The following is a 26,227-nucleotide window of genomic DNA, read 5'->3' on the forward strand; positions in this document are numbered from 1 at the left end:
CGCTCCGCACGGCGGACGGGGCGCCCCGCGCGCGTCACGACAGCGGGAACCCCTCCGCCCGCATCCGCGAGCCCCAGATGCCGGACTTGCCGGGCGCGATGACGCCACTCGGATCGAGCGTGTCCTTGAGCGTCTCGTTGAAGCGACGGACGGCGTGGTCGTTGAAGCCGAACTGATCGGCCGCGAGATCCATGAACGACAGGTGCGCGCGGTATTCGCCGTATCCGAGCTTGCCCGCGCGAGCGACCATCGCCTTCGCGTGGCGGTATGCCGACTCCACCTGCGCCGGGTTCTTCGTGTCGAACGGGATCACGTTGATGAACGTCGTCGCCCGTGCGTTGATCGGCAGCATCCCGCCCAGATAGTCGAGCCCGGCATCCTCGCACATGCTCTTGAAGAGCTGCTGCGCCTGTCGCGCGTGCGACGCGGTGAGCGGAATGACGGGCGAGAAGTCCACGTGCCCGCCCTCGTCGCCGCCCGACCATCCGGCCATCTTGTAGAGGTCGAGGCTCGGCACCCCGATCTGCACGCGTTCGTGCGGGTTCGGCAGCGTCTCCCACTCGTCCGCCGTGTGCTTCTCGCCCCACAGCTCGACGCTCGGGATCTGCAGGAAGCGCGCCTTGAGCCTGGCGAAGTTGTGGTCCACGACCGCTTCGTCGCCGTACAGCGCGAAGCGCATCATCCACCGGCCGAACCCGAATTCCTTCGCGATCGCGTCGATGATCTCCTCCGGCATCGGGCCCGCGCCGTCGTACCATTCGGCACGCGCGGTGGTCATCGACGCCATGATGAGCGTGTTCGACAGCTGCGGCCGCATGTCGATCGTCCCGGCGAGCATGAGTTCGCGCAGCGCGTCGACCACGGCGGGCATCTGCGCGTCGTCCCAGACTCGCAGCCACAGCGGCAGGTAGATCTCGGGCTTGGGCATCAGCCAGTACCCCATCTTCGTGACGATGCCGAAGTTGGACTGCATGAACAGCTCGGTCGAGGTCGGCCCGAGCCCGCGCTTGTACAGCGGCCAGGTGGGATTGTCGTCCATCGCGCCGGAGCCGGTGCGCATGAGGTCGCCGTCGGGCAGCACGACTTCGAAGCCGCAGTGCGACGCCTGGTCGATCGAGTACGGCATGTAGGTCAGGCCGTGCTCGAGCGTGTTCGACACGACCCCGCCCCAGCCGATGTCGACGATCGACGCGACCAGATCGTGACCGCCGGCCTCGATCGCGTCGTGCAGGTCGAACCAGCTCACGCCGGGCTCGACGATCGCGTAGCCGAGCTCTTCGTTGATCTCGAGCACCTTGTTCATCTCGCGGAACGAGAGCATGACCGAACCGCGCACCTGCGGCGCCGCGCCGCCGTAGCCGTTGTTCTTGCCCCGGCTGATCGGCCAGAGCGGAATGCGGAACTCGTTCGCGATGCGCACGATCGCCTGCACGTCCTCGACGCACGTCGGGCTCACGACCGCCGACGGCACGTTCGTCGCCGCGCCGGGCACTTGATAGGGGTCCTGGAAGTCCTGCAGGGCGGCGGCGTCGGTCGCCACCTTGTCTGCGCCGATCGCCTCGGCGAATGCGGCGAGCGCCGCGTCGAGCTCGGCGGCGTCGACGCCGGGCGGGAGCGGTCGGGTGACCGCGGTGATGTCGCTCATCGTCATCATCTCCTTCGATGTGTTCGGGATGCGGGATCCGCTCTCACTTTCGGCCGCCGCATGCGGAGCACCAGGCAGCCGTACAGCCACGGCACAGAACTGTGCACGAACTGCACGACACGACGGATGCCGGCCCCGAAGGGTTCACCGTCGTGTGGGCTCGCGCAGCGCGGGCTCCGGAGCACGTGAGCGGAGGAGACGTCATGAACGATGGGCGATTGGCCGGCAAGGTCGTCCTGCTGACCGGGATCGGCGGCGGAATGGGCCGCGTGACCGCACGGCTGTTCGCGCGCGAGGGCGCGGTGGTGGTCGGAAGCGATGTCGACGAGGCGAACGCGGCCGAGACGGTGCGGCTCGTCGAGGCGGACGGGCATGCGATCGACGCGACGACGCCGGTCGATCTGGCCCACCCCGCCGAGGTCGACCGATGGATCGGCGATGCCGCGGCCCGATACGGCCGCATCGACGTGCTGTACAACAACGCGAGCCTGCCGCGCTTCGCGCCGTTCGCGCAGATGAGCGAGGACGACTACCGCTTCACGATGCGCAACGAGCTCGACCTGGTGTGGTTCGCCTCGAAAGCCGCCTGGCCTCATCTCGCCCAGGCCCGCGGGGCGATCGTCAACATCGGCTCGGGCGCCGGCAGCCACGGTGTGAGGTCGCTTTCGCAGGCCGCGCACGCGGCGGCGAAAGGCGCGGTGATCGCGCTCACCCGCCAACTCGCCGCCGAGGGCGTCGCTGACGGCGTGCGCGTCAACTGTGTGAGCCCCGGCGTGATGGCGACGCCTCCCGTGCTCTCGATGATCGAGGAGTTCGGCGAGCGCGCGCCGGTGCGCTCGGTCGTCGAGCGCACGATCGACGGGCGACCGGGCGACCCCGTCGCCGTGGCGTACGCGGGGCTCTATCTCGCCTCCGACGAAGCGCGATGGGTCACCGGCGTGAACCTCGACGTCGACGGGGGTGCCGGCGCCATCATGTGACCCTGCTCGCCCGCTCGATTCTCAGACCATCACTTCTCTTTCGATACGGTGCGTAGCGTATACTTTCTCGCACGCACCTCGGATGCGAACAGCCCAAAGGAGGGTTCGTCCATGCAGACGCACACCACGGCGAGCGCGGTGCTCGGCTCGCCGCTGAAGATCAATTCGCTCGAGATCAAGAACCGCATCCTGCTCGGACCCATGGCGGTCCTGCGCCCGACCGAGGACGGCAGGCCGAGCCCGCAATCCATCGCGTTTCTGCGCCGTCGCGCGCGCGGCGGCGTCGGGCTCGTGTTCGTCGGCGGCGCCGTGGCCAGCGAACGCGCCTGGAACGAGTCCCCCTTCTTCCCGAACGTCCGCTTCGACAAGGACGAGTTCGTCCCCGACCTCGCCCGCATGGTCGATGCCGTGCACGACGCCGGTGCGGCGATCTTCGCCCAGATCTTCCCGAGCTTCGGCCGGATGGGGGTGCCGCGAAACGGTGCGCATCCGATCGCCGCGAGTCCGAAGCCCGTCGTCCTCGGCGCGGCCGGCTTCCCCGACCACGTCTACGTCCCCGGCGGCCGGGTGACCCCACCGCCCACCGAGGCCACGGCGGACGACATCGCCCAGGTGCAGGCCGACGTCGTCTCGGCCGCCCGCCGCGCGAAGGACGCGGGATTCGACGGCGTCGAGATCGGCGCGCACATGTGCTACTTCTACTCGTCGTTCCTGTCGCCCCTGGCCAACAAGCGCACCGACGAGTACGGCGGGAGCGCCGAGAACCGTGCGCGGGCGCTGCGCGACGCGGTCGCCGCCGTGCGCGCCGAGGTCGGGCCGGACTATCCGGTCGGCATCCGCATGAGCGTGAACGACCACATGCCGGGGGGTCAGGGTCCGGAAGGATTCGCCGAGGTCGCCGCGCACATCGTCACGGCCGGAGTGGACTTCATCTCGCTCAGCGAGGCCAACTACGAATCGATGGCCGAGAACGTGCCCTCGCGATCGGGCAACATGCTCGCGCACGGCGAGCCGCAGGCGTTCCGGGCCGCGGTCGGCGGCATCCCGCTGTTCCTCTCCAGCACGCCCGACCCCCAGCAGGCGGCCGATGCGATCAGCGCCGGTCACGCCGATGCGACGATGCTCGCCCGTCAGCTGCTCGCCGATCCGGACTACGCGAACAAGGTGATCGAGGGCCGCGAGGGCGACATCGTCTGGTGCGACCACGCGAACTCGTGCATGCGGCGCCTGATGACGAACATCCCGGTCGCGTGTCACAAGAACCCCAAGATGGGACGCGAAGATCCCGGGGCGAAACGCTCCACTGCCCTGCAGAACGTCTTCGTCTGGGCTGCGGGCAATGCGCTGCTGATGAAGATCGCCGACGTCGCGGCGAAAGCCGCACCCAAGCCGAAGCACTGAGGACGGATGATGAACCCCGCATTCAAGATGGTGTTGCTGCTCCGCTCTCGCGACGGGCTCGACGCGGATGCGTTCGTCGACGCGTGGACCGCCCTCGACCGCAGCGACGGCATCGCCGCCGAGGGCTTCGTCGACATCGCGTTCGACGCGCCGCTGGCCGGTCGGGTGCCGATCGAGGGCGTGCAGGAGGCGCCGTTCGACGCCGCCGTGGAGACCTGGTGGGAACGCAAGAACGACGCCGCCGACTGGATCGTCTCGCACGAGTTCAGCGACGAGTGGCTGCCGCGGAGGATGCCGCTGCTGCAGAATCGGCCGACCGCGATCGGCGGCGCTCCCCGACTGCTCTGGGAATCTCCGAGCCCCGTGCCCGCCGACGCGGTGAAGGTGCTCACGCTGCCGGTCGCGGCCCGTCGTCTGCGGGTGGCCGAGTTCGTCGATCACTGGACCGGCGAGCACGCCCGTCTCGCACTGAGCGGCCCGGGAACCCGGGAGCGACTCCTCCGCCTCGAAGACACGCCGGCACCCACCCCCGTGACCACGAGGCTCGACCGGGCTCTGGCGGACGGCATCGGGGCGCTCACGTTCGCATCGATCGGCGCACTGGAGGAGGAGTTCGCCAGCGAGCACTACCGCCGCGTTCTCGCGCCCGACGAAGTCACGTTCACGAATCCCGGGTTCTCGCGCGCGGTGCTGACCAGACCGGTCGCGGCGGTCTGACGACTCTCCCGACATCCACCGGCGTGTCCGCGCGGTCGTCCGCGGACACCTCCCGCTCGACGACGACCCGAGGAGGATGCCATGGCAGGAAGACTCGACGGCAAGGTCGCCGTCATCACGGGCGCGGCGAGCGGCATCGGCCGCGCGGCCGCCGAGCTGTTCGTCGCCGAGGGCGCGCGAGTGGTCGCCGCCGACATCGACGACGCCCACGGAGGCGAGCTGCAGCAGGCCCACCCGAATCACCTGCGCTACGTGCACACCGATGTGACGAGTGAGGCCGATATCGCCGCGGCGGTGACGGCGGCGGTCGACGCGTTCGGGCGGCTCGACATCATGTTCAACAATGCCGGCGCACCGGGCGATCCCGCCTCCGTGCTCGAGCTCGGCCCCGAGGGCTTCGACCGCACGCTCGCGCTCCTGGCCCGGTCGGCGCTCCTCGGGACCAAGCACGCGGCCAGGCAGTTCACCGCGCGGGGCGGCCCCGGGTCGATCGTCAACACGGCGAGCTCCGCCGGCGTGCAGGGCGGGTGGAGCACCGCGGGCTACACGGTGGCTAAGCACGCCGTCATCGGCGTGACCCGACAGTCCGCCGCGGAGCTCGGACGACACGGCATCCGGGTCAATGCGATCGCGCCCGGGATCATCCGCACGCCGATCATGGCGAGGAGCTTCGGAGTGCCGCTTGAGCGCGCCGACGAGTTCGCCGCGTTCCTGGATGAACGGCATGGCCCTCTGCAGCCCATCGGGCGCCTCGGGCTTCCGCAGGACATCGCGGAGGCCGCCCTGTGGCTCGGCAGCGACGCCTCCACGTTCGTCACGGGCATCGTGCTCCCGGTCGACGGAGGTGCGACGGTCGTCTACGCCGGCGCCGCCGCGACGGACGTCTTCAGCGCCGTGGCGGACTTCCTCGCCGAATGACCCCTTGACCGACACGAAGGACGTCATCATACTCGAAACGTATCGTTTCTGATGTGACGGTCATCACCTGCGCGGTGATCCCTACTCGATGAGGAGTCGACCATGCCAGCATCCACACATTCCCCGACGGTATCCGCGTCGACAATCGATGCCTGGGCCGACGAGACGGACGTGATCGTCGTCGGAGGCGGCGCCTCCGGATTCACGGCGGGCATCATGGCCGCCGAGGGCGGCGCACGGGTCGTCCTGCTCGAGAAGGCGCATGCGATCGGCGGCACGTCGGCGAAGTCCGGGGCGGGGATGTGGGTGCCGGCGAAGGTGCACGAACGTCGCTGCGGCTCCGAGCTCCGTCACGAGGCGCCGACCGTGCGCGTCGTCCACGTCGGCGATCACCACGCGGCCGCCCTCGCGGACGATCGCGCGCGCATGGGATTCCCCCATCCCGCCTGCCCCGCCCGTGACGAGCGCGACCTTGTCCGCGAGTCTGCCGGTCATTGCGCGCGCGCCGTCATCCGCAGCCGGGGCATCAGAAGCGATCCCGCACGTGACGCTCACGCCCGTAGAGCGCGACGACAGCGAGGATGATGATGCCGTAGACGATCCGGCTCTGCGCTTCAGCAAGCCCTCGGCTGGTGATGATCGTCGCCACGACCGTCAGGATCAGCGCGCCGAGCGCGGTGCGGGTGAAGCTGCCGCGGACGGACCCGAAGGTCGTTCCGCCGACGAGGACCGCTGCCAGCCCCGAGAACAGGTAGGGATCGCCGGTGCCCTGCGCCCACCCTGCGCCGAACGCGGCGATGAACATCCCGGCGATTCCGGCGAGCGTGCCCGACAGGGCGAACACCCCGGTCCAGATCGCCCCGGTGTTCACACGGGTGAGCGCGGCGGCGCGGGGATTGACACCGGTGGCGTAGAGTTTCCGGCCGGTCGCGGTGCGTGAGAGGAGGAGCCAGACGAGAATTCCCAGGATCACCACGATCGGGATGATCGGGGGAATCGGCGCACCGAAGGTCGTTCCGGTGAGCTGGGCGAGCGAGCGCAGCTCCTGCGGCGGCTGGCCGTTGTAGTCGCCGTTCACGATGAACATCGAACCGCCCGCGAGGATCGCTCCGACGCCGAGCGTGAGCACGAGCGGCTGGATGTGCAGCCAATGGCACAGCCAGCCGACGAGCGCACCGATCCCGCCGCAGACGCCGACGGTCACCAGGAGCGCGAACCAGATGGACCACCCCAGCCGGCTGGTCGCATTCGAGGCGATCATCGCCCCGAACAGGATGTACCCCGCCACCGCGAGGTCCATTCCGCCCAGGATCACGACGAGCGTCTGCCCCATCGCCGCCAGAGCGAGCAGTGACGCCAGCACCAGGATCGCGACCGCGGCCTGCGGTCTGGCCGCGAACGCCGGGATGAGCGCGACGAGGACCGCCACGAGCACGATCAGGACGAGCACCTGCACGAACGGGGTCTCGACGGCCCAGCGCCGCACCCGGGCCCATCCCCGCGCGGGGGGCTGCGGCACCGTGAGCGATCGGGTGACGCCGGTGGATGGATCGGTCATGCACGACTCCTTATCAGTCGCGGCTTGAGGAGGGTCGCCCCGAGGAGGACGCCGACCACCAGCACGAGTCCGTAGGTGACTTGGATGAGGCTCGGCTGCACGCCTGCCGCGGTCAGCAGCTGCTGCACCAGGTAGATCACGACGGCTCCGAGGAATGTGCCGAGCAGACCGCCTCGACCGCCGCCCAGACTCGCGCCGCCGAGCACGGCGGCGGCGATCCCGAGAAGCGCGTACGTCGTGGCGAGCCCCGACTGCGAGGACTGCAGCAGCGCCGAGAGGGCGATGCCCCCGACACCGGCGAACAGCCCGCCGATCGTGTAGGCGAGGACGCGGACGACGGTCACGTTCACTCCGGATCCGAACGCCGAGATGTCGCTCTCTCCGGTCGCGAGGAGGTTGCTGACGTACGCGGTGCGGCGCAGTCCGAACCAGGCCAGCGCGACGACGCCCATCGTGACGGCCGCCGCCGGGAACCAGCCGAACGAACCGGCGAGCGCATCGGTCCAGTTCGCCGGTGCCGACACGGGCTGCTTGGAGATCGTGACCGAGAGCCCGACGAGCACGAAGAACACACCGATCGATGCGACGACCGGATGCAGCCGCACGACGGCCACCAGAATCCCGGTGACCGTCCCCACAGCGGCGGCGGTGACGAGCAGGATGGGCGCGGCGATGTACCACTCCCCCCACCCGGCCGGCAGGAGGACCGCGATGAACAGGCAGTTGATCAGTGTGGCCAGGGGTCCGACCGAGATGTCGATCCCCCCGGAGAGGATCGACGGCGTGGAGGCGAATCCGACGAGAACGAAGGGCGCGAGGGTCGCCAGCGTCGCCGGAAGCCGCTCCGGCGAGAGGAAGCTGGGGCTCACGATCAGGTTGATCACGAGCAGGATGAGCGTGAGCAGGAGGGCGAAGGCCCACCTGCGGCGCTGAAAGAAGGCGAGGACCCGGCTCATGCTGCCTGTCCGATCTGCTGGCCGAAGTAGGCCGCGACGACCGCTTCACTCGTGAGCTGCTCCCGCGGGATCTCCGCGAAGACCGCCTGGTCGCGGAAGACCAGCACCCGGTCCACGAGTTCGACCAGTTCCTCCACTTCGCTGGAGAGCATGACAATGCTCATCCCGTCGGCGCACAGTCGGTCCAGCGTCGCGTAGATCTCCCGCTTCGTCATGATGTCGACGCCGCGCGTCGGGTCGTTCAGCAGCAGCACGCGCGGGTCGGTCGCAAGCCAGCGGGCGAGGACCACCTTCTGCTGGCTTCCGCCGGACAGGCTGGAGATCGGGTCCTCCTGTGTACCCAGCCGGATGCTTAGCGCGGAGACGAACTCGGTGAACCGCTCGCGCATGCGCTTCGCGCTGAGGAGCGGTCCGCGCCGATCCGCACCGAGCGTGGGCAGGGCGAAGTTGTCGCGGATCGACATCGACTCGAACAGGGACTCGCCCCGCCGCTCCCGAGGAAGGTACGCCACGCCGAGCCTCGCGCCGTTCCCCGAGCGCACCGGGATGTCGGGGCTCAGCACCCGGATCACGCTGCCCGGGCCCTCCGCGACTCCTGCGAGCCGCTTGAGGAACAGGTCCTGGCCGTGTCCTTCCAGCCCCGCGATTCCGACGAGCTCGCCGGCGCGCAGGGTCAGATCGATCGGGTCGGCGTGGGCGGTGAGCCGGACCCCCTCCACCCGGAGCGTGGCGTCGCCGAGGGGGCGATCGTGGGTGATCCGTTCCAGCACTCCGCTGGTGCCGGTCATATCCGCGATGAGACGCTCCACCGACAGCGAATCGCGATCGACGGTCGAGACCGTCCGGCCCGAGCGCAGCACCGAGACCCGGTCGGAGATCTCCTGGACCTCGTCCATGCGGTGCGAGATGAACAGGACGCTCACGCCGTGGGAGGTGAGCCGACGGATCTCCGCGAAGAGCCGGTCACGGGTCTGCACATCCAGCGCCGCGGTCGATTCATCGAGGACGAGGATCCCCGGCTCACGGACGAGCGCCCGCACGATGCACACCGCCTGTCGCTCGGACAGCGACAGGTCGCCGGCCGGCGCGTCCAGGTCGATGCCGTCGATGAGGCGGCCGAGCGTCTCCGCGGCGAGGGAGCGCTGCGCGGCGCGGCCGAGACGGCGCGAGAAGACCCCGTCGGTCCCGAGCCAGATGTTGTCGAGGACCGATTGGCTCGTCGCCGTCAGCACCTCCTGGAAGACGACGGCGATGCCGCGGCCGTTCGCCTGCCGCGGGTTGCGCAGGGTGAGCGCCTGACCGTCCAGCGTGAGGGATCCCGTATCGGGGCTGTGGACGCCGCCGATGATCTTGACGAGCGTGGACTTGCCCGAGCCGTTCTCGCCGAGAAGAGTGTGGACCTCGCCCGGGTGCAGGTCGAGTTCGGCATCCACGAGTGCGCGCGTCGCGCCGAAGCGTTTGCTTATCCCGCTGAGCCGCAGCCCGTCATCGGCACCAGACATCCCGTACTCCTCATCGAGTTCCCACCGCGTCGCGGCCCTGATCAGATACTAGACGAACCGTATCGAATGTGTCTATCCTGAATTGGCGCAACGGATGCGCCCACTCAAAGAGGAGATGCACACATGCTGAAGCCCACACGCGTGGCTCGGATGGGAACCGTCGCCACAGCCCTCGCCACCATCGGAGTCCTTGCGCTCGCCGGATGTTCGTCGTCATCGACCGGAACGCCCACCGAATCCGCCACGACTCCTGCCGCAGAGGGCTGCGGCTCGATCCCCCAGCTCGGAGCCAACGACCCGAACGGCCTGCTCGACGGCCTGAGCGCCGAGCTGCAGGATGGCTACAACGCCTACGACATCGAGATCCAGGAGTCCGCCTGGGCGGACTGGAAGTCCGACAAGACCGAGGGCTTCACCGCCGCAATCGTCGGGCAGGCTCCCGCCGCCCCGTACATCGCCACCTTCCAGGCGCAGCTGCTCGAGTCGCTCGAGGCGCAGGATGTCGAGGTCGTCGCCAACCTCGCTCCCAACGACCCTACCGACGTCCCCGGCCAGATCCAGATGTTCAACCAGGCGCTGTCGCTCAAGCCCGACATCATCTTCCTGAACCCGGCCGCCCCCGAGGCGGCGGTGGACCTCGTGAAGCAGGCATATGACGCCGGCATCCCGGTCATCTCGACCGTGGTGCCCCTGGACAGCCCCTACGCGATCAGCCTGGCGAACAACTCGAACCTGCAGGCGATGGAGACCGCGGCCGGCATCCTCGGCGCGATCGGCGGAAAGGGCACCATCCTCCAGGTCGACGGCGTTCCCGGCATCCCGCCGCAGCTGTTCTGGGAGGACGGCATCGCCAACGCACTCGAACTGTGCCCCGACGTCTCGATCGCCGGCCAGGTGCAGGGCTTCTTCCAGCCTCCGGCCGCGCAGCAGGCCGTCGTCCAGTACCTCGCGACGAACCCCGCGGGCGTGGATGCCGTCTTCCAGGCCGGCTCGATGGGTTGGGCGATCCGCGACGCGTTCCAGCAGGCCGGACTGCCGGTGCCGCCGATTCAGGACATCAACGCGTCGCAGGGCATGGCCGCGTACGCTGCCGCGACCCCCGACTACGCGTACTTCGGCACGGCGACTCCCCCGATCCCCGCCGCGCAGGTGGCCGCGCAGATCGGACTGAAGGTGCTCGCCGGCGCAGGACCCAAGGTGAACCAGGTCGTGTGGGGTCCGTACGTGGTCGATCAGAGCAACATCGCGGACGTCGTCGACCCGTCCTGGTCGGAGTCGGACGGAACCGACCTGACCGTAGACGGCGTCTACCTCACGGATGACCAGGTCGCCGAGTTCTTCAACAACCCGGAACTCGGCCCGCAGACAGCCGAGTAGAGCGAGGGGTGGGCGGCGCTGACCGCCCACCCATTCTCCTTACCCAATGCGATACAATACGTAGCGTATCGCTTGCATGATCTGAGGAAGGATCACCATGAAGCTCGGACGCATCACCGTCGAATCCCCCGACGGGCCCGAGGTCCGCGTCGTCGCCGCGGAGCCCGAGAACGGCCGCGTGGTCGATCTCAAGCGCGCGTATGCGCTCGCGCTGCAGCGCACCGGCGCCACGACCGACGGAGCACGACACCTCGCCCACGCGATCTTCCGCGACCTGACGCAGGGCATCTCGACCGGCGACTTCTTCCTCGAGGCTGCGCATCACGCGCTGACTGCGGCGGACGACGCATCGCTCGCCCTCGCCGACGCCTCCTTCGTCGCCGCGATCAAGCCCCCGGTCCTTCGCGACAGCCTGACCTTCAACGGGCACATCAAGAACTTCTTCGGCAACGTGATGAAGTCCAAGCCCACGCGGGCCGTCTACGAGCGGCCCGGGTTCTTCAAGGGGTCCACGGCCACGCTCTACGGCACGAACGAGACGATCCCCTACCCGAGCATCACCGAGCAGCTCGACTACGAGCTTGAGATCGGGTACGTCATCGGGCGCGCCGGGCGCAACATCACCCCCGAGAACGCCTTCGAGCACGTCTTCGGCATCACGATCTTCAACGACTTCAGCCTGCGCGACGTTCAGGTGCTCGAAAGCCCCATCGGAATGGGCGCGCAGCACTCGAAGGACTTCGCCTACGGGATAGGCCCCTGGATCGTGACGATGGATGAGATCCCCTCGATCATCGGCCTGAGGGGGCAGGTCCGGGTGAACGGCGAAGTCTGGTCGGACACGAAGGTCGAGGACTTCATCTGGACGCCGGAGGAGACCGTGTCATACGTGTCTCAGCTGGACGGCTTGCAGCCGGGCGACCTGATCGGGTCCGGGACGATGGCGTTCGGCGCCGGCGCGGAGTTGCGCCGCTTCCTCCAGCCGGGAGACGTCCTCGAACTCGAACTGGAACGGGTCGGGGTTCTGCGCTCCCCGATCGCCGCGGAGAAGGAGACCCCGACATGGTGGCCCACTCCCCAGCCGTACCCGTTCGAGGAGGCGTGACCGTGGCGGAGGCTCCTCGCGTGCGGCGCGTGGTCACCGGCCACGACGATCGCGGCCACGCCGTGATCCTGATCGACGACATCGCCCCCAACTCATTCACCTCGGATGTGATCCCTGGTTTCGGCGCTGCCGTTCCGTGGCTGAGCGGCCACCCCGTCGATCATGTCTCCGACGGCGATCCGGTCGGCGAGGGCTCACCGATCCCCAACTTCCCGCGCGTCGGTGAGACCGTCTTCCGCATCGCCGAGTTCCCGCCGGATGCCGCCTACCCGAGCGATGCACAGGACCGCATCTTCGACGAGATCGACGGAAAGGCGGAGGCCGCCGAGGGAGCGAAGCACTCGAACGGACGGCACTTCTGGTTCCACCGCACCGACTCGCTCGACTACGCGATCGTCCTGGAGGGTGAGATCACGCTCCTCGTCGATGACGGCGAAGCGACCCTCCGGGCGGGCGACGTCGCGATCCAGCGCGCGACGAGCCATGCCTGGTCGAATCGCACCGACCGCATCGCGCGTGTGGCGTTCGTGCTCATCGGCACCGAGCCCGTGTCGGCAGACGAGATCGCCTCGCGGCGCCGCGGTATCCCGGCGGAATCGAAGCGACTGTGATCGTCGATGCGGAAGCCGCCGTCGGCGAGGTCATCTGGCGCCTCGATCCGGCACTGCGGACGCAGACGAACATCGCGCGCTTCACGGGAGCCCTCGGCGACCGCGGCATCGAGCTCGGAGACCGTTACGAAGATCTGTGGCGATGGTCGGTGGACGAGCCCAAACGATTCTGGTCGGAGTGGGCGGATTTCGCCGGCGTGAAGATGGGCGGGACCGCCGGCCCCGTGCGCAGCGACGACGCGATGCCCGACACGCGCTGGTTCGCCGGAAGACAGCTTAACTACGCGCGCGAGCTGCTCGCCGCGCACGAAGGAACCGCCATCGTTGCGCTGACCGAGAGCGGCGAGCGCTCTGAGGTCACGTTCGCCGAGCTGCGAGACGATGTCGCGGCATTCGCCGCTCATCTGCGAGCCCACGGGGTCGGCGCGGGCGACCGGGTCGTCGGAATCCTGCCGAACATCCCCGAAGCCGTCATCGCCCTGCTGGCGACCGCCTCGATCGGCGCGGTGTGGTCGGTATGCGCACCCGAGTTCGGCCCGGGAGCCATCGTCTCGCGCTTCGCGCAGCTCGAGCCCGTTGTACTGATCGCCGTGCCCGGCTACGAGCTGGGCGGCACCGACAGGCACCGCGAGACGGAGCTGACCGAGGTGCTGACTGGGCTCCCATCGGTCGAGCACGTCGTATGGGTGACCGGCCACACGAGCGCGAGACCCATCGACTCGGTCCCGGACTCCTGCGACTGGGCGGATGCAGTGCGCGTCGTCGCCGAGCCCGACTTCGCCGACGTCGACTTCGACCACCCGCTATGGGTGCTGTTCTCTTCAGGCACGACCGGCATCCCGAAAGGGATCGTGCACGGTCACGGCGGGGCACTGCTGGAGCAGCTGAAGCTCTGCAGCATCCACGACGACATCCGACCGGGCGATCGCGTCCTCACGATCGCGTCCACCAGCTGGGTCGTCTGGAACGGCCTGGTCGCGGCTTTGGGCGTCGGGTCGACCATCGTCCTGCTGGACGGCAACCCCACCTACCCCGACCTGGACCGTGTCTGGCAGGTTGCGGCCGACGAGAAGGTCAGCGTGCTCGGCGTAGGGGCGGGCTTCGTGCATGCGTGCGCGAAGTCCGGCCTCGAGCCCGCCCGCGAACACGACCTGTCCGATCTCCGCGTGATCACGGTCACGGGCTCGTCGCTGTCCGCTGACGGGTACCGGTGGGTCTATCGTGCGGTCGGGGATGTCTGGCTCACGTCGCAGAGCGGTGGAACGGACATCGCCTCGATTTTCGTCGGCGGGGTCCCGACACTCCCGGTTCGCGTGGGGTACATCCAGGCTCCGGCGCTCGGCGTGCGCGTCGAGTCATGGGGCGCCGACGGTGAGCCGGCGCCCGGACGTGGCGAGCTTGTCGTGACGGCGCCCCTCCCGTCGATGCCCCTGAGATTCTGGGGCGATCCCGAAAACCTCAGGTACCGCGAGAGCTACTTCTCGACTTTCCCCGGGGTGTGGCGGCACGGCGACTTCATCGAGTTCTCACCGCAGGGCATCGTGATTCACGGACGGTCGGATTCGACGCTGAACCGCAACGGCATCCGTCTCGGATCCGCCGACATCTACGCGGCGGTCGAGGGACTCCCGCAGATCGCCGAGGCGATGATCGTCGGGGCGGAGCGGGGCACCGAGTACTACATGCCGCTGTTCGTCGCGCTCGCTCCCGGGGCGGATGCCGACGATGCCCGGGCTGCCGTTCGCGCGGCGATCCGATCGAATCTGTCACCTCGCTATCTGCCTGACGACATCGTTGTCATGCCTGGGATCCCTCATACGAAGACCGGGAAGAAGCTCGAGGTGCCTGTAAAGCGCATGCTCCAGGGCAGTCCACTCGAGGATGTGGTAGACCGGGGCGCTGTCGACGATCCCGCGCTCCTGGATCGCTATGCGGCCTTCGCTCGCGAGAAGGCCGCCGCCCCTGGAACGGATCGATAGGCGGCGCGCCTCGATGAACGTTTCGTATCGAACGAACAGGATCTAGGGTCGACTCGTGGCGATTCGCAGCGAACAGAGCCGGCAATCCATCCTCCAGGCGACGATGAAGCTCCTCGACGAGCGCGGACCGGATTCGATGTCGGTGCAGCAGCTGTCGATCGAGCGCATCGCGCGCGAGGCCGGCGTGAGCAAAACCACGATCTACCGATGGTGGCCCAGCAAGGCCGCCGTGATCATCGACACATTCCTGGAGAACCACATTCTCCACACGACCCTGAGAGATGATCTGCCTCCCGTGGACGCGCTCCGCGAGCACGTTATCTCGCTCGCGAAAGTGTACTCGGGGCACGAGGGTCGCCTCATGGCACAGCTGATCGCGGAGAGCCAGTACGACCCCACGACCCTTGAGGCGTTCAAGACACTGTTCTGGCGCCCGCGCCGCGAGGTGGTCAACCGGGTGATCGAACGAGCCATCGCCGAAGGATCCATTCGCGACGGCTTTTCGCCGGACGAGCTCGCCGAGCGGATCTACGCGCCCATCTACTTCCAACTGCTGTTCCGCGAAGGCAGCTTCGACGCCAAGAGCATCGCGGCGGGATTCGAACTCGCGCTCCACGGGATCGCCCGTCCCAGCGCCTGAACGACTGCTGCACCCGATCCTCGCGCGCCGCACTTCGCAAGTGGGCGCGGTTGACGTCCTCCACAGCGACGAGCACTTCGCCTTCCATGCTGGCTCTGGGGCTGTGGGTGTCTCAAGCTCGAGGACGATGTCTCCGCGACATCCTCCATCTTCAAGAGCGGAGAATGAGCTCGCGAAGTCGACGCGTCCGCAACATCACGCGCCCGATGTTGCCGCTGACACCGTTGCGCAGGCCCGCGGGAAGCATCCAAGCCTCCATCGCTACCGGGAACGTTACTCACCTGTGGGCCGGGCCACGAAGTCAGACGCGAGCCGCGGCCCGAGCGCGGCACGGTCACTGGAGGAGCTGCGGGAGCGGCTCGCCGTGACACGCACGCAGGAGTATGCGCTCCAAGACGAGGAGGTCGCGCGAGCCTGCGGTCGGTGTCCGTGCCGTGTTCGGCCGCGACGCGACGGCGGTATCCGCGATCAACATCGCCGTGGCGACCTCCCCGCCACGACGTCGCCTCTCTAGAGGGCCCGCTGTTGGAGCTGCTGCACGCCGCCGCGGCCGAGACCTCGCTCCGACTTGGTGCGGCGTGACGCACGCTCGCACCATCTGGTCGATGCGGTAGATGAGCGTCTCGCCGACGACTTCGACCAGCTCGGTATCTCACCCGCGTGCCACTACTGCCGAGCGGGACGCGCCGACCCCTTGAACGAGATGGAACCAAGAATCTCGATGCGAATGAAGGCGGCTGGCGCCGATCCCCAGTGGGTGGTCGAGGTGCTCAAAGCGAACCCCGGAATCCGCGACGACTACTCACCCGACGAACTCGCAGAGCGAATCTACGCGCCCATCTACTTCCAACTGCCGTTTCGCGACGGCAGCTTCGATGCCGACTCCGTCGCGTCGGGCTTCGATCTAGCGGTCCATGGCACTACCCGCCCGAGCGTGTGATCGGCTCCGGACGGCACGCCCATCAATTCCGACGATAGGGCTCGAATTGAACTCCGCTCATCGCTGACTTCCCCCTCTGCGCTCATCCCCGTGATCGAACCGGAAGGATGAGCAGGTCCGACCCGACTGTCAGCTTTCCGGAGAAGCCCTTGGACGCCGGCTTCCACACTCGGTCGGCAGACGTGCTCGGCACGAGGTGCGACAGGACGAGATTCTTGACTCCTGCGGGTTGCGCGACCTGAGCGCCCACCTGCGCGATCGTCGTGTGGGCCTCAAGCAGGTGCTGCCGCACCGGACCTGCCTGCTCCGGGGGCAGAGGGGAAACGACCTGATCCACCCAGGCCGGGTCGATCACTTCGTGAACGAGATAATCTGCCCCCCGCGCCAGATCGATGAGGTTCTGACTCACGGTCGTGTCACCCGAGACGACGACCGAGCCATCCGGGGTGTCGAAGCGGTACGCGAAGGCCGGTGCCGTCGGATGGTGGTCGACGAGGGTCGCCGTTATCGTGACGTCCCCGTCGACCCACACATCGATGGGCGCAGCCAGTCGCGGCGGGACACCCTGCGGATCCACATCCCACACGCCAGCGAGGTCGATATCTTCCACCCTGAACAGGCTCGACGGGGCACGGAAGTTGCTGTCCCGCGCGCGATCGTTCAGATCCTGGGCGAACGCCTCGTCGAGACGGCGCGTGAGTCCCGCAATGCCGGGCGTTGGGGAATCCGGAGCAACGACCGCCGGAGCAGGACGACTCGGTGGGAACACTCGCGGGAGCGTCCCGCGATCCCCCGGCCCGAACACGCGAATCGGGTCCGGGTCGGTGCGCCCGAAGGTGTTCGTGTGGACGGTCGTGTACATCGTCGGCCAGTCCGCGGTGTGATCCGAGTGCAGGTGCGTGAAGAAGACCCCCCGCACCAGGTTGAGCGTCCCGCTCTCGGGACCGAGTCCACTCTCCGACAGCCTCCGCAGCGAACCGACCCCGAGATCGACGATGTAGACCCGGCCGTCGTAGACGATCGCCGTCGACACGCCGGCACGATTACCGCCGCCACCCCAGTTCGGCCCGCCCGCCGTGCCAAGCAAGACCAGACGGGTCCGCGATCCGTGCGATCGGTCGACCACCGTCGCCGACCGGGTCATCGCATTCGCCGCCGCGGGCGACGCCACCGATACGACCGCAGTAGCCGCACCGATCCCGATCGTGCGCAACACCGAGCGCCGCGTCGGGTGGATTGCCTGGCCGTGCTGTCCGACGTCATCACACATCTTCGTGTCCTCTCTCAGTGGGCTAGACGGAGGTGATCAGCATCGACTCACTCCACATCCGATACTAACCGTATCGTTTAGAACACCCCATCGCCAACAAGAGATGCGTACGACATACCGAACCGGTAGCAAGCTCGTTTCTAGAGCAAATGCTTAAGACCGTCGCGGGAAACCATTCGATGGATGCCGCGAACGCCGTCCGTCGGGTCGATGCAGATGCGCGGCCGGTGCCCGACCCGGTCGAGACGTCAACCACCAGCCCGGCACCGCGTCCTTCTCGGCGCTGAAGCCGGCACACGCAGTGCTACGATCAGCCACGCAACGGCCCGCGATCCCGCTCGCGCCGACCAGTCCGAACCATCTGTCGGCGGCGGGTGAATCCTGGTCACCTTCGCCGCCGTGCGTTACCGTCCAGTATTCGAGCGCCGCCGACACCATCCGGCGCGAGCACACTTCGCGGAGCGCCAGGCACGCGTACACGCGCGGTTCTCGCGCTTCTCGAGGTGGTCCTCCGACTGATCGCCACGCCCGAGGGAGAGCCGTCCGGCAGCGATCGCCGTCAGGACGGCCGCGATCACAGGTAGGCGTTGGACTCGCCCGAAATCGCACGCGCATCCCGGTCGGCTCGGGGTGAGGGCGGTCAGCGACTGACGTTAGGGCAGATGTAGACCCACCCGCGCGTGACGGCTTCAACCACCGCTCCGACCCGCGACCTCACGCCTGCAGGTCGGTGCCGCGCGAGGGCGAAAGCTGCTCGAGGATCCGGGCCGTCTCCGGGTTCGCCTGCCTCTTCCGCTCAATGTAGTGCGCCCGCGTGATGGCGGCGTCGGAGTGACCGAGCACCTCCGCGGCGGTCTGGTCGTCCGCCTCCTGGCTGATCAGCGTGGCGACGGTCCTGCGGAACGAATGCGGCTTGATGCCGCGTCCAGCAAGCTCCGCTTCCTCGAGCACCTGCCGGAAGATCCTCCGCGCGTTGTACGGCGTGACGGGGGTGCCACGCTTCGTGAAGAACAACAGGTGCTCCGCATCGCTGTCATCGATGAGCGCAAGACGATGCCGAATGACTTCGGCGGCGAACTGTGGGATCGCGACGACGCGGTCGGACTTGTGCGACTTGGGCCATCCCTGCCGCAGGACTCCCCTCCCCTTCCGCACGACCACGGTTCCCCGGATGTGAATGGTCGGTGGGCTCACCGTCATGTCGACGTCGCACCTGCGGAGCGCGAGCGCTTCGCCGATGCGCGCCGAACTCCCGAGCATGACCTCGATGATCTCGCGCAGTTGGCCATCCGGCTTCGGTCCGGGAACCCCCGGTTCGGTGCGCCACTCACGTGCCGCCCTGCGGATCCGCGTGATCTCGTCCATGGTGAGTGCCTTCGGCATCGGCGTCGCTTTGGGCAGTGGAGAGCAGCCGGTGACCGGGTTGTGGCGGATCGCGTCGTGCCGCATCGCGAACTTCATGATCAGGTTCAGCAGCACACGCGACAACCTCGCCTTCGAATGCGATGCGGACAGCTGCGCCTTCAGGAAGCGGTCGATCCGCGCCGTCGTCATCTCCCGGAGGATCATGTGTTCCCATGCCGGCATGAGAAGGGTGCGCACCTCCGTGGCGTACTGCTCTTTCGTGCCGTCGGACAGGCGCGGGTCGTGCTCGACATCCTCGAGCCACAGTGCGGCAAGCTTCGGGAAGGGAGTGTCGGCCGTCACCGCCTGTCCGGTATCCGAGATGCGATCGCGCTCGGTGAGCTTCACACGGAGCGCGGCGATAGCCTTCGCCTTCGTCGCGGCCGACGCCGTCACCGGGCGCAGCCGACCATCCCAGTCACGGAACCGGCAGATCGCCTGCACGGCACCGGATGGCAGCTTCATCGTGCGGATCGCACCGAACGTTCCGATCTCGGTGCGCGGCCTACCGGGCATTCTCAGCACTCCCCCGCATCGGATCAGACCGCGATTCGAGCCACGCCCGGATCTCGGGAACGCAGTAGCGCAGCTCCTTGCCCACGCGGAATCCCCGCGGCCCCTCTCCCGTCCGGCGCAGGTCGTAGATCACTTGCGTCTTGACGCCGAGATACTCCGCGAGCTCGCTCGTCGTGAGCACCTCGTCCAACCCGACTGCGACGTAGTCCTTCATGCCACTGAGGTGCACCAGACGTGCCAAAGCCAACCCAGACGACTCGATCCACGTGCGCGACGCGCGCGTCAGAACGCTGTCGCGAACGCGAATGTGGCGAATAAATGACCAATCGGCCAATTTCCCCTCCTCGGATGAGAGGGAGGAAATACCAGATGATCAGGTGAGATGTGGAGCCACCTAAGGGAATCGAACCCTTGACCTATTCATTACGAGTGAATCGCTCTGCCGTCTGAGCTAAGGTGGCGCGCTTCGCTTGCGCGTTGCACGATCATCAATCCTACAGGGTCAAATGAGTGCTCGCGAACCACCGAGCATCCTTACTCGCAGCGCAGGCCGTCCTCGGGCGCTGCACCTTCGAGCAAGTAGGCTTCGACCGCGTCGTCGACGCAGCTATTGCCCTTGTTGTAGCCCGAGTGTCCCTCGCCGACACGCGTGACCAGCACGCCCGACGACAGTTGCTCGGCGAGCGACACCGACCACTCGTACGGGGTCGCCGGATCGTTCGTCGTACCCACCACGACAATCGGGGCGGCGCCCTCGGCGGTGATGCGCTCCCGCACGCCCGACGGCTCGTACGGCCACACACTGCATCCGTCCGGCCCGCTCCAGTAGGGGGCGACCGTCGGGGCTTCAGCTGCGAGCAACTCTTCCGCGGCGGCTTCCTGCTCGGGCGTCGAGTCATCGGGGTAGTCCAGGCAGTTGTATGCCGTGAACGCCTCCGTCTGGTTGTCGAGATACTCGCCGTCGGAGCGGTTGTAGTAGAAGTCCGCCAGGCTAAATGCCAGCGCCGGGTCCCCCTGCATGACATCCGTCAGCGCGGCGGTGAGATAGCCCCAGCTCTCTTGGGAGTAAAGCGCAGCCACGATCGCCGTCAGGAGCGAATCCGCACCGAGCATGCGTCCATCCGGCGCCTGCTGCGGAGTGCGGTCCACGGAAGCAAGCAGCGTACCGAGGTCCGCCATGCCTTGATCGACGCTTCCCCGGAACGGACACTCGTCGCTTCCCAGGCAATCCGCCATGTACGCCCGCAGCGCCGATTCGAAACCGAGGCCTTGCGTGGTGCCGACATCGAGCCCCGACACGGACGGGTCGATTGCGGCATCGAGCACCATACGCCCGACATTCTCGGGGTACAGCTTCGCGTAGGTCGCGCCCAAGAATGTGCCGTACGAGTAGCCCAGGTAGTACAGCTCGTTGTCGCCCAGCACGGCACGAATGAGATCCATGTCACGCGCCGACTGCTCGGTGGTGATGTACGGCAGAATGCCACCGCTGTTCTCTTCACACGCCGCAGCGAACTCGGCTGCCCCCTCGAGCAGTTCGTCCGACCAGGCATCCGATCCCCGAGGGTTGTCGGGAATGTCGAACAGGTACGCATCCATGTCGGCGGCATCGGTGAAGCACTCGACGGCAGTAGAGTCGCCGACCCCGCGCGGGTCGAACCCGATGACATCGAATTGCGCGCGCACGGCGTCGCCGGCGGCGTGCGTGACCGAGTCGCGAATGTACCCGACGCCGCTGGCTCCGGGGCCGCCGGGGTTCGTCAACAATGAACCGATCGCGGTGCCGCTTTCGGCCCGGCTGCGCACCATGGCGAGCTCGATCTCCCCTTCGCCGGGGTTATCCCAGTCCAGCGGTGCCGTGAGGGTGGTGCACTCCATCTGGCTCGCAGCCGGCTCGCACGGCCCCCATGACAGCGTCTGCGAGTAGAACGGCAACAGGTCGGCCGAGACGCCGTCGGTCACCGGGGCAGCCGACGCCGTCGACCGAGGTTGCTCGGCGGGGATCTGCGAGGACAGGCATCCGGAGAGTGCGAAGGATGCCGCGGCCAACGCGGCGACGACGCCGAGCATTCGGCGCGTGCGGCCAGAGGTGTGGATCACGGGGTCCTTCCGTTAGCGACGGTGATGAGCATGCTTTCCAGTGCCAGCAGCGGTGCAGCGTTCTGCTCGATGTTGGCGCGGGTCTCACCGATGCGGTCGACCACGGTGAGGGTGCGCTCGGGTGGCCACACTGCGCCGCACGCGCGCAGATCGGCATCAAGTTCACGATTGATCAGCGCCGCGTCGTTGCCGAACTGAATCATCAACACATCGCGGAAGAGGGATTCGAGGTCAGTCAGCACACGATCGATACCGTCGCGCAGGCTACGTGTGGCACGCCGTTTCTGCTCGTCTTCGAGCGCCGAGACCTGCGAACGCACCGCGGGCGGAACCGCCTGTCCCTCGGCGACGCCGAGGGTTCGCAGCAGGGCCGCCCGCTCAGACTCATCACGCTCAGCCGTCAGCGCCTTCGCGTCGTCGGTCGCCGCCGCCACCACCTGTCCAGCTACCTCGACGGCATCGCTGACCCCGCGCACACGCAACACGGCGCGCATGAGTTCGTCGCGACGCGCGCGTGACGCGTCGTCGGTGGCGAGGCGCTGAGCCATGCCGATGTGGCGCTGCGCGTGCCGGGCAGACTGCTCGGCGATGTCGTATGAGACCCCCGCGCGTTCGACAATCAGCCGCGCAACGTCGTCGACGTCGGGTTCGCGCAGGCGCAGGGTACGCACACGCGAGCGGATCGTCGGCAGCAGGTCGGCGTCACTGGGCGCACACAGCACCCATACGGTGCGCTCAGGTGGTTCTTCGAGTGCCTTCAGCAGAACGTTCGAGGTCCGTTCCGACATTCGGTCGGCGTCTTCCATCACGATGACGCGATACCGTCCGACGGACGGCGCGAAGTACGACCGCTCGACCAGCGCACGCGCGTGCTTGATGGTGATGATGACGCCCTCGGTGCGCAGAGCAGTGAGGTCCGGGTGGGTACCGGCAAGCACTTGACGCATCGCCGCGGTGTCTCCGGGTTCGGCGATTAATGCGGCTGCAAACGCGTGGGCAAGAGTCGAGCGCCCTGACCCTGGGGGGCCTGTGATGAGCCACGCATGCGTCAACGCTGCGGGGTCGGATGCTGCGCCCTGCAGCGCGCGGACCGCGGCATCCTGCCCCCAGACCTCACCCCACGGCAACGCGTTGAGGTCGGCCATGGCCGATGCCGTGGCATCCATGCGAACAGCCTAATGCGGGGCGCGGACACCACCGAGACGTGCCATTACACGCTCGCGCACCGCTTCAGCGATATCGGCCGCCGGACGCGACGCATCGACGACGAGAAATCTGCCCGGTTCCGCCTCTGCCAACGAGAGGAAGGCCGCACGGACGCGCGCATGGAAGTCCGCTTTCTCGGCTTCGAGTCGGTCGAACGGCTTGTCGTCGGCATCCAGCCGTGCTCGCGCGTCGGCCGGCTCGAGATCGAGCAGCACGGTGACATCGGGGAGCGCACCTTCGCTCGCCCACAGAGAGAGATCGCGAATCTCTGTGGCATCCAGTACCCGCCCCGCACCTTGGTAGGCCACCGACGAATCGAGATAGCGGTCCTGGATCACGACCTCGCCGCGCGCCAGCGCGGGACGCACGAGCGTGGCGATGTGGTGCGCGCGATCTGCGGCGTAGAGCAGAGCCTCGGCGCGAGGGGCGACGTCGCCGCGATGATGCAAGACGATGTCGCGAATCAGCGTGCCGACCTCGGTGCCGCCGGGCTCACGCGTCCGCACGACGGTGTGTCCGCACCCGGAGAGCCACTCTTCCAGCAGCGTGGCCTGCGTCGTCTTGCCGACGCCGTCGCCGCCTTCGAACGTGATCCAGAGACCGGCGGTGCTGCGGTCCGCGTCGTCGGCCCGCTCGGTCACTTCTTCGCCGCGGCCTTCTTCGCTGGCGCCTTTCGCGTCGTGCGCTTCGGTGCAGGCCCCTTCGCGCGCTTGTCGGCGAGCATCTGGACGGCGATCTCGTACGTGATGTCGTCCGGAGTCTGACCACGCGGGATCGTGACGTTCGTCACCCCGTCGGTGACATAGGGGCCGAATCGTCCGTCCTTCACCTTGATGGGCTTCTCGCTCACCGGGTCGGCCTCGAACTCCTTCAGCGCACTCGCTGCTGCCCGCGCACCATACTTCGGCTGCGCGTAGACGGCCAGCGCCTCTTCGAGCGTGATGTCGAAAAGCTGCTGTTCACTCTGCAGCGTGCGCGAATCGGTGCCCTTCTTCAGATACGGCCCATAGCGACCGTTCTGCGCGGTGATAGGCACTTCGGTCTCGGGGTCGACCCCGACTGTGCGCGGCAGAGAAAGCAAACGAAGAGCGGTGTCAAGGTCGATGGTGTCGACCGACATGGACTTGAACAGCGACGCCGTCCGCGGCTTGGGCGCCGCCGGCTTCTTCGCGCCCCGCTTGGGCTTTTCCTCCGGGGCGAGTTCTGCCGCGATGACCTCACCGGTCACTGGGTCGACGGCCTCCTCCTCGGGGGGATCCACTTCCTGCACGTACGGCCCGAATCGGCCGTCCTTGACGACGATCAGCTTGCCATTTTCGGGGTTCTCCCCGAGAACCCGGTCCCCTGCCACGGGAGCGTCGATCAGCTCCTGCGCGCGAGCGGGCGTGAGCTCGTCCGGGGCCAGGTCGTCGGGAATGTTGATGCGCCGCGGCTCGGCGTCCGGATTCTCGGAGTCGAGGACCTCGAGATACGGGCCGTACTTGCCGAAGCGCAGCGTCGCCACGTCGCCGATCGGGGTCGAGTTGAGGGCGCGGGCGTCGATCTCGCCGAGGTTGTCGACGATGTTCCGCAGCCCCACATGGCCATCCGAGCCGAAGTAGAACTCCTTCAGCCAGTCTTCGCGCTTCTGCTCACCTCGTGCGATGGCGTCAAGGTCGTCCTCGAGCGCGGCGGTGAAGTCGTAGTCGACCAGGTCGGCGAAGTGCTGCTCAAGCAGGCGGATCACGCTGAACGCGAGCCAACTCGGAATCAGCGCCTGCCCACGCTTGGTGACATAGCCGCGGTTGATGATCACGTCGATGATGCTCGCGAAGGTCGAGGGGCGCCCGATGCCCTTCTCTTCGAGCGCCTTCACCAGGCTCGCTTCGGTGTAGCGGGGCTTAGGGCTGGTCTCGTGCCCCTTGGGCTCGACGTCCCGCAGGGCCAAGGTGTCGCCGACGCTCAACTGCGGCAGTGACTGGTCTGCGTTCTTGTCGTCGTCACCACGCTTCTCGTCCCGGCCCTCTTCGTAGGCCTCCAAGAACCCTTTGAACGTGTAGACGGTTCCGGATGCCGTGAACTCGGCGCGCTTACCCGCGGCATCGACCTGCACCGTGACGGTGGTGGTCTCGTATTTCGCGTCCGACATCTGGCTCGCCATGGTGCGCTTCCAGATCAGGTCGTACAGGCGCTGCTCATCGCGGTCGAGCTCGCTGGACACGCTCGACGGTGTCCGGAATGTGTCGCCAGACGGGCGAATCGCTTCGTGTGCTTCCTGCGCGTTCTTGGAGTTGTTGCGGTACGAACGCGGGTTCGCGGGCACAGCCTTGTCGCCGTACATGGCAACCGCCTGCGCGCGGGCAGCTTCGACGGCCTGCTTCGACAGGGCGGTCGAGTCCGTTCGCATATAGGTGATGAAGCCCTTTTCGTAGAGTCGCTGGGCGACGCTCATCGCGTGCTTGGCGCTCATCGACAGCTTGCGGCCCGCCTCTTGCTGCAGGGTCGAGGTGGTGAAGGGAGGCTTCGGACTGCGCGTACCGGGCTTGGCCTCGATGTTCGCGACAGAGCCTTCGCCGGTCTTCTCGATCGCCTCAGCCAGTTCGCGCGCCTGCGCCTCGGTGAGGACGAGCACAGCCTTCTTCAGCTGACCGTGGTCGTCGAAGTCCGTGCCTCGTGCCAGCGGGGCTCCGTCGACACGAGCAAGGCGGGCCGAGAACGACTCGCTCGCCTTGGCCGCGGTCATGTCGATGTCCCAATACGAGGCCGATACGAAGGCCATACGCTCACGCTCGCGGTCCACGACCAAGCGCGTTGCGGCAGACTGAACCCGACCGGCCGAGGTCCCCTGCTGCACCTTGAACCAGAGAACGGGGCTCACGTCCCATCCGTAGAGACGGTCGAGAATGCGGCGCGTCTCTTGCGCGTCAACCAGTGCGTGGTCGAGCTCACGCGTGTTCTGTACCGCTGCCTGGATCGCGTCTTTGGTGATCTCGTGGAACACCATGCGCTTGACGGGAACCTTGGGCTTGAGGACTTCGAGCAGGTGCCACGCGATGGCTTCGCCTTCGCGGTCTTCATCAGTGGCGAGCAAGAGTTCGTCGGCGCTCTTCATGGCGCGCTTGAGCTCAGTGACGGTCTTCTTGCCGCGATCGCTCTCGACGTAGTAGGGGTCGAAGCCGTTGTCGACATCGATGGAGTATTTGCCGTACGCCTGCTTCTTGTCTGCCGGAATACTCTTCTTATCTGCGAGATCGCGAATGTGACCAACCGAGCTGAGCACCTCGTAGCCATCGCCGAGGTACCCCTGAATCGACTTCATCTTCGTCGGTGACTCGACGATGACGAGCTTCTTGCCTTCTGCCAACGTGGCCGTCCTTCCTTCGTCGCACACCATACACGCCACCACCCAGAGTGCTCGCTGTG

The 26,227-nt window shown here is 67.4% G+C and carries 21 protein-coding genes, 1 tRNA gene and 2 pseudogenes; 11 read left to right on the forward strand and 13 right to left on the reverse strand.

The features are described from left to right. Positions 1 to 34 precede the first annotated feature (34 nt). Complete coding sequence (locus tag ON062_RS04840) at positions 35 to 1,645, reverse strand: FAD-binding oxidoreductase (RefSeq protein WP_274646011.1); 1,611 nt, start codon at positions 1,643 to 1,645, stop codon at positions 35 to 37. A 101-nt stretch (positions 1,646 to 1,746) separates the two neighbouring features. On the opposite strand from ON062_RS04840, the gene ON062_RS04845 reads away from it, so the two are divergent. From ON062_RS04845 to ON062_RS04865, 5 genes and pseudogenes are all read left to right on the forward strand, one after another. Next, positions 1,747 to 2,625 carry an SDR family NAD(P)-dependent oxidoreductase gene (locus tag ON062_RS04845; RefSeq protein ID WP_274646012.1) on the forward strand — a complete coding sequence of 293 codons (879 nt, stop codon included), beginning with the start codon at positions 1,747 to 1,749 and terminating at the stop codon, positions 2,623 to 2,625. A gap of 111 nt (positions 2,626 to 2,736) precedes the next feature. Further along, on the forward strand, positions 2,737 to 4,026 hold the full coding sequence (locus ON062_RS04850) for an NADH:flavin oxidoreductase (protein ID WP_274646013.1): 1,290 nt from the start codon (positions 2,737 to 2,739) through the stop codon (positions 4,024 to 4,026). 9 nt (positions 4,027 to 4,035) lie between these two features. Next, positions 4,036 to 4,743: an EthD domain-containing protein gene (locus ON062_RS04855; protein WP_274646014.1), complete on the forward strand. Its 708-nt coding sequence runs from the start codon at positions 4,036 to 4,038 to the stop codon at positions 4,741 to 4,743. A gap of 81 nt (positions 4,744 to 4,824) precedes the next feature. Next, the gene (locus ON062_RS04860) at positions 4,825 to 5,661 is read left to right on the forward strand and encodes a glucose 1-dehydrogenase (protein ID WP_274646015.1); all 837 of its coding nucleotides are present in this window, start codon (positions 4,825 to 4,827) and stop codon (positions 5,659 to 5,661) included. Between the two features lie 102 nt (positions 5,662 to 5,763). After that, positions 5,764 to 5,994: pseudogene (locus tag ON062_RS04865) on the forward strand (FAD-dependent oxidoreductase); the annotation flags it as partial. Positions 5,995 to 6,051: 57 nt separating this feature from the next. Here the strand turns inward: ON062_RS04865 and ON062_RS13815 are convergent. From ON062_RS13815 to ON062_RS04885, 4 genes and pseudogenes are all read right to left on the reverse strand, one after another. Next, positions 6,052 to 6,156, reverse strand: a pseudogene (locus ON062_RS13815) (3-alpha-hydroxysteroid dehydrogenase); the annotation flags it as partial. 31 nt (positions 6,157 to 6,187) lie between these two features. After that, complete coding sequence (locus tag ON062_RS04875) at positions 6,188 to 7,219, reverse strand: ABC transporter permease (RefSeq protein ID WP_274646016.1); 1,032 nt, start codon at positions 7,217 to 7,219, stop codon at positions 6,188 to 6,190. Further along, on the reverse strand, positions 7,216 to 8,175 hold the full coding sequence (locus tag ON062_RS04880; protein ID WP_274646017.1) for an ABC transporter permease: 960 nt from the start codon (positions 8,173 to 8,175) through the stop codon (positions 7,216 to 7,218). The genes ON062_RS04875 and ON062_RS04880 overlap by 4 nt, the downstream gene beginning before the upstream one ends. After that, a complete protein-coding gene (locus ON062_RS04885; RefSeq protein ID WP_274646018.1) occupies positions 8,172 to 9,677 on the reverse strand; it encodes a sugar ABC transporter ATP-binding protein in 1,506 nt (501 codons plus the stop codon). The genes ON062_RS04880 and ON062_RS04885 overlap by 4 nt, the downstream gene beginning before the upstream one ends. A gap of 123 nt (positions 9,678 to 9,800) precedes the next feature. Here ON062_RS04885 and ON062_RS04890 point away from each other — a divergent pair, with 123 nt between their 5' ends. From ON062_RS04890 to ON062_RS04915, 6 genes are all read left to right on the forward strand, one after another. After that, complete coding sequence (locus tag ON062_RS04890) at positions 9,801 to 11,054, forward strand: substrate-binding domain-containing protein (RefSeq protein ID WP_274646019.1); 1,254 nt, start codon at positions 9,801 to 9,803, stop codon at positions 11,052 to 11,054. A gap of 97 nt (positions 11,055 to 11,151) precedes the next feature. Continuing rightward, positions 11,152 to 12,159, forward strand: coding sequence for a fumarylacetoacetate hydrolase family protein (locus ON062_RS04895; RefSeq protein WP_274646020.1), 1,008 nt, complete (start codon positions 11,152 to 11,154; stop codon positions 12,157 to 12,159). A 2-nt stretch (positions 12,160 to 12,161) separates the two neighbouring features. Beyond that, positions 12,162 to 12,770: a cupin domain-containing protein gene (locus ON062_RS04900; RefSeq protein WP_274646021.1), complete on the forward strand. Its 609-nt coding sequence runs from the start codon at positions 12,162 to 12,164 to the stop codon at positions 12,768 to 12,770. Further along, positions 12,767 to 14,749, forward strand: a complete 1,983-nt coding sequence (locus tag ON062_RS04905; RefSeq protein ID WP_274646022.1) for an acetoacetate--CoA ligase — start codon at positions 12,767 to 12,769, stop codon at positions 14,747 to 14,749. The genes ON062_RS04900 and ON062_RS04905 overlap by 4 nt, the downstream gene beginning before the upstream one ends. 55 nt (positions 14,750 to 14,804) lie before the next feature. Then, entirely contained in the window at positions 14,805 to 15,389 is a 585-nt protein-coding gene (locus ON062_RS13925; RefSeq protein WP_274646023.1) for a TetR/AcrR family transcriptional regulator, read from the forward strand. A gap of 571 nt (positions 15,390 to 15,960) precedes the next feature. Further along, positions 15,961 to 16,329 (forward strand): hypothetical protein, encoded by a 369-nt coding sequence (locus tag ON062_RS04915; RefSeq protein WP_274646024.1) that lies wholly within the window; start codon positions 15,961 to 15,963, stop codon positions 16,327 to 16,329. A gap of 82 nt (positions 16,330 to 16,411) precedes the next feature. On the opposite strand, the gene ON062_RS04920 is transcribed toward ON062_RS04915, so the two are convergent. The 8 genes from ON062_RS04920 to topA all read right to left on the reverse strand — a co-directional run bounded on the left by ON062_RS04920 (position 16,412) and on the right by topA (position 26,168). Next, complete coding sequence (locus ON062_RS04920; protein ID WP_274646025.1) at positions 16,412 to 17,599, reverse strand: MBL fold metallo-hydrolase; 1,188 nt, start codon at positions 17,597 to 17,599, stop codon at positions 16,412 to 16,414. Between the two features lie 714 nt (positions 17,600 to 18,313). Beyond that, positions 18,314 to 19,519, reverse strand: coding sequence for a site-specific integrase (locus ON062_RS04925; protein WP_274646026.1), 1,206 nt, complete (start codon positions 19,517 to 19,519; stop codon positions 18,314 to 18,316). Beyond that, on the reverse strand, positions 19,509 to 19,853 hold the full coding sequence (locus ON062_RS04930; RefSeq protein ID WP_274646027.1) for an AlpA family transcriptional regulator: 345 nt from the start codon (positions 19,851 to 19,853) through the stop codon (positions 19,509 to 19,511). The genes ON062_RS04925 and ON062_RS04930 overlap by 11 nt, the downstream gene beginning before the upstream one ends. Before the next feature lie 51 nt (positions 19,854 to 19,904). Next, positions 19,905 to 19,980, reverse strand: a tRNA-Thr gene (locus ON062_RS04935). A 73-nt stretch (positions 19,981 to 20,053) separates the two neighbouring features. Then, positions 20,054 to 21,619: an alpha/beta hydrolase gene (locus ON062_RS04940; RefSeq protein WP_274646028.1), complete on the reverse strand. Its 1,566-nt coding sequence runs from the start codon at positions 21,617 to 21,619 to the stop codon at positions 20,054 to 20,056. Continuing rightward, positions 21,616 to 22,785, reverse strand: a complete 1,170-nt coding sequence (locus tag ON062_RS04945) for a DNA polymerase III subunit delta' (RefSeq protein ID WP_274646029.1) — start codon at positions 22,783 to 22,785, stop codon at positions 21,616 to 21,618. Before ON062_RS04945 ends, ON062_RS04940 begins: the two co-directional genes overlap by 4 nt. A 9-nt stretch (positions 22,786 to 22,794) precedes the next feature. After that, entirely contained in the window at positions 22,795 to 23,466 is a 672-nt protein-coding gene (gene tmk, locus ON062_RS04950; protein ID WP_274646030.1) for a dTMP kinase, read from the reverse strand. Then, a complete protein-coding gene (gene topA, locus ON062_RS04955; protein ID WP_274646031.1) occupies positions 23,463 to 26,168 on the reverse strand; it encodes a type I DNA topoisomerase in 2,706 nt (901 codons plus the stop codon). Before topA ends, tmk begins: the two co-directional genes overlap by 4 nt. Between the last annotated feature and the right edge of the window lie 59 nt (positions 26,169 to 26,227).

Origin of the sequence: Microbacterium sp. C7(2022) (assembly GCF_028823665.1) — a bacterium.
Classification (GTDB): Bacteria; Actinomycetota; Actinomycetes; order Actinomycetales; family Microbacteriaceae; genus Microbacterium.

What these genes read in the sequence shown, in the direction of transcription:
- ON062_RS04880 (WP_274646017.1), bottom strand. Translation starts at nt 8,175, where the DNA reads ATGAGCCGGGTCCTCGCCTTCTTTCAGCGCCGCAGGTGGGCCTTCGCC.
- ON062_RS04925 (WP_274646026.1), bottom strand. Translation starts at nt 19,519, where the DNA reads ATGCCCGGTAGGCCGCGCACCGAGATCGGAACGTTCGGTGCGATCCGC.
- ON062_RS04875 (WP_274646016.1), bottom strand. Translation starts at nt 7,219, where the DNA reads ATGACCGATCCATCCACCGGCGTCACCCGATCGCTCACGGTGCCGCAG.
- ON062_RS04840 (WP_274646011.1), bottom strand. Translation starts at nt 1,645, where the DNA reads ATGAGCGACATCACCGCGGTCACCCGACCGCTCCCGCCCGGCGTCGAC.
- ON062_RS04850 (WP_274646013.1), top strand. Translation starts at nt 2,737, where the DNA reads ATGCAGACGCACACCACGGCGAGCGCGGTGCTCGGCTCGCCGCTGAAG.
- ON062_RS04860 (WP_274646015.1), top strand. Translation starts at nt 4,825, where the DNA reads ATGGCAGGAAGACTCGACGGCAAGGTCGCCGTCATCACGGGCGCGGCG.
- ON062_RS04855 (WP_274646014.1), top strand. Translation starts at nt 4,036, where the DNA reads ATGAACCCCGCATTCAAGATGGTGTTGCTGCTCCGCTCTCGCGACGGG.
- ON062_RS04885 (WP_274646018.1), bottom strand. Translation starts at nt 9,677, where the DNA reads ATGTCTGGTGCCGATGACGGGCTGCGGCTCAGCGGGATAAGCAAACGC.
- ON062_RS04895 (WP_274646020.1), top strand. Translation starts at nt 11,152, where the DNA reads ATGAAGCTCGGACGCATCACCGTCGAATCCCCCGACGGGCCCGAGGTC.
- ON062_RS04920 (WP_274646025.1), bottom strand. Translation starts at nt 17,599, where the DNA reads ATGTGTGATGACGTCGGACAGCACGGCCAGGCAATCCACCCGACGCGG.
- ON062_RS04945 (WP_274646029.1), bottom strand. Translation starts at nt 22,785, where the DNA reads ATGGATGCCACGGCATCGGCCATGGCCGACCTCAACGCGTTGCCGTGG.
- ON062_RS04890 (WP_274646019.1), top strand. Translation starts at nt 9,801, where the DNA reads ATGCTGAAGCCCACACGCGTGGCTCGGATGGGAACCGTCGCCACAGCC.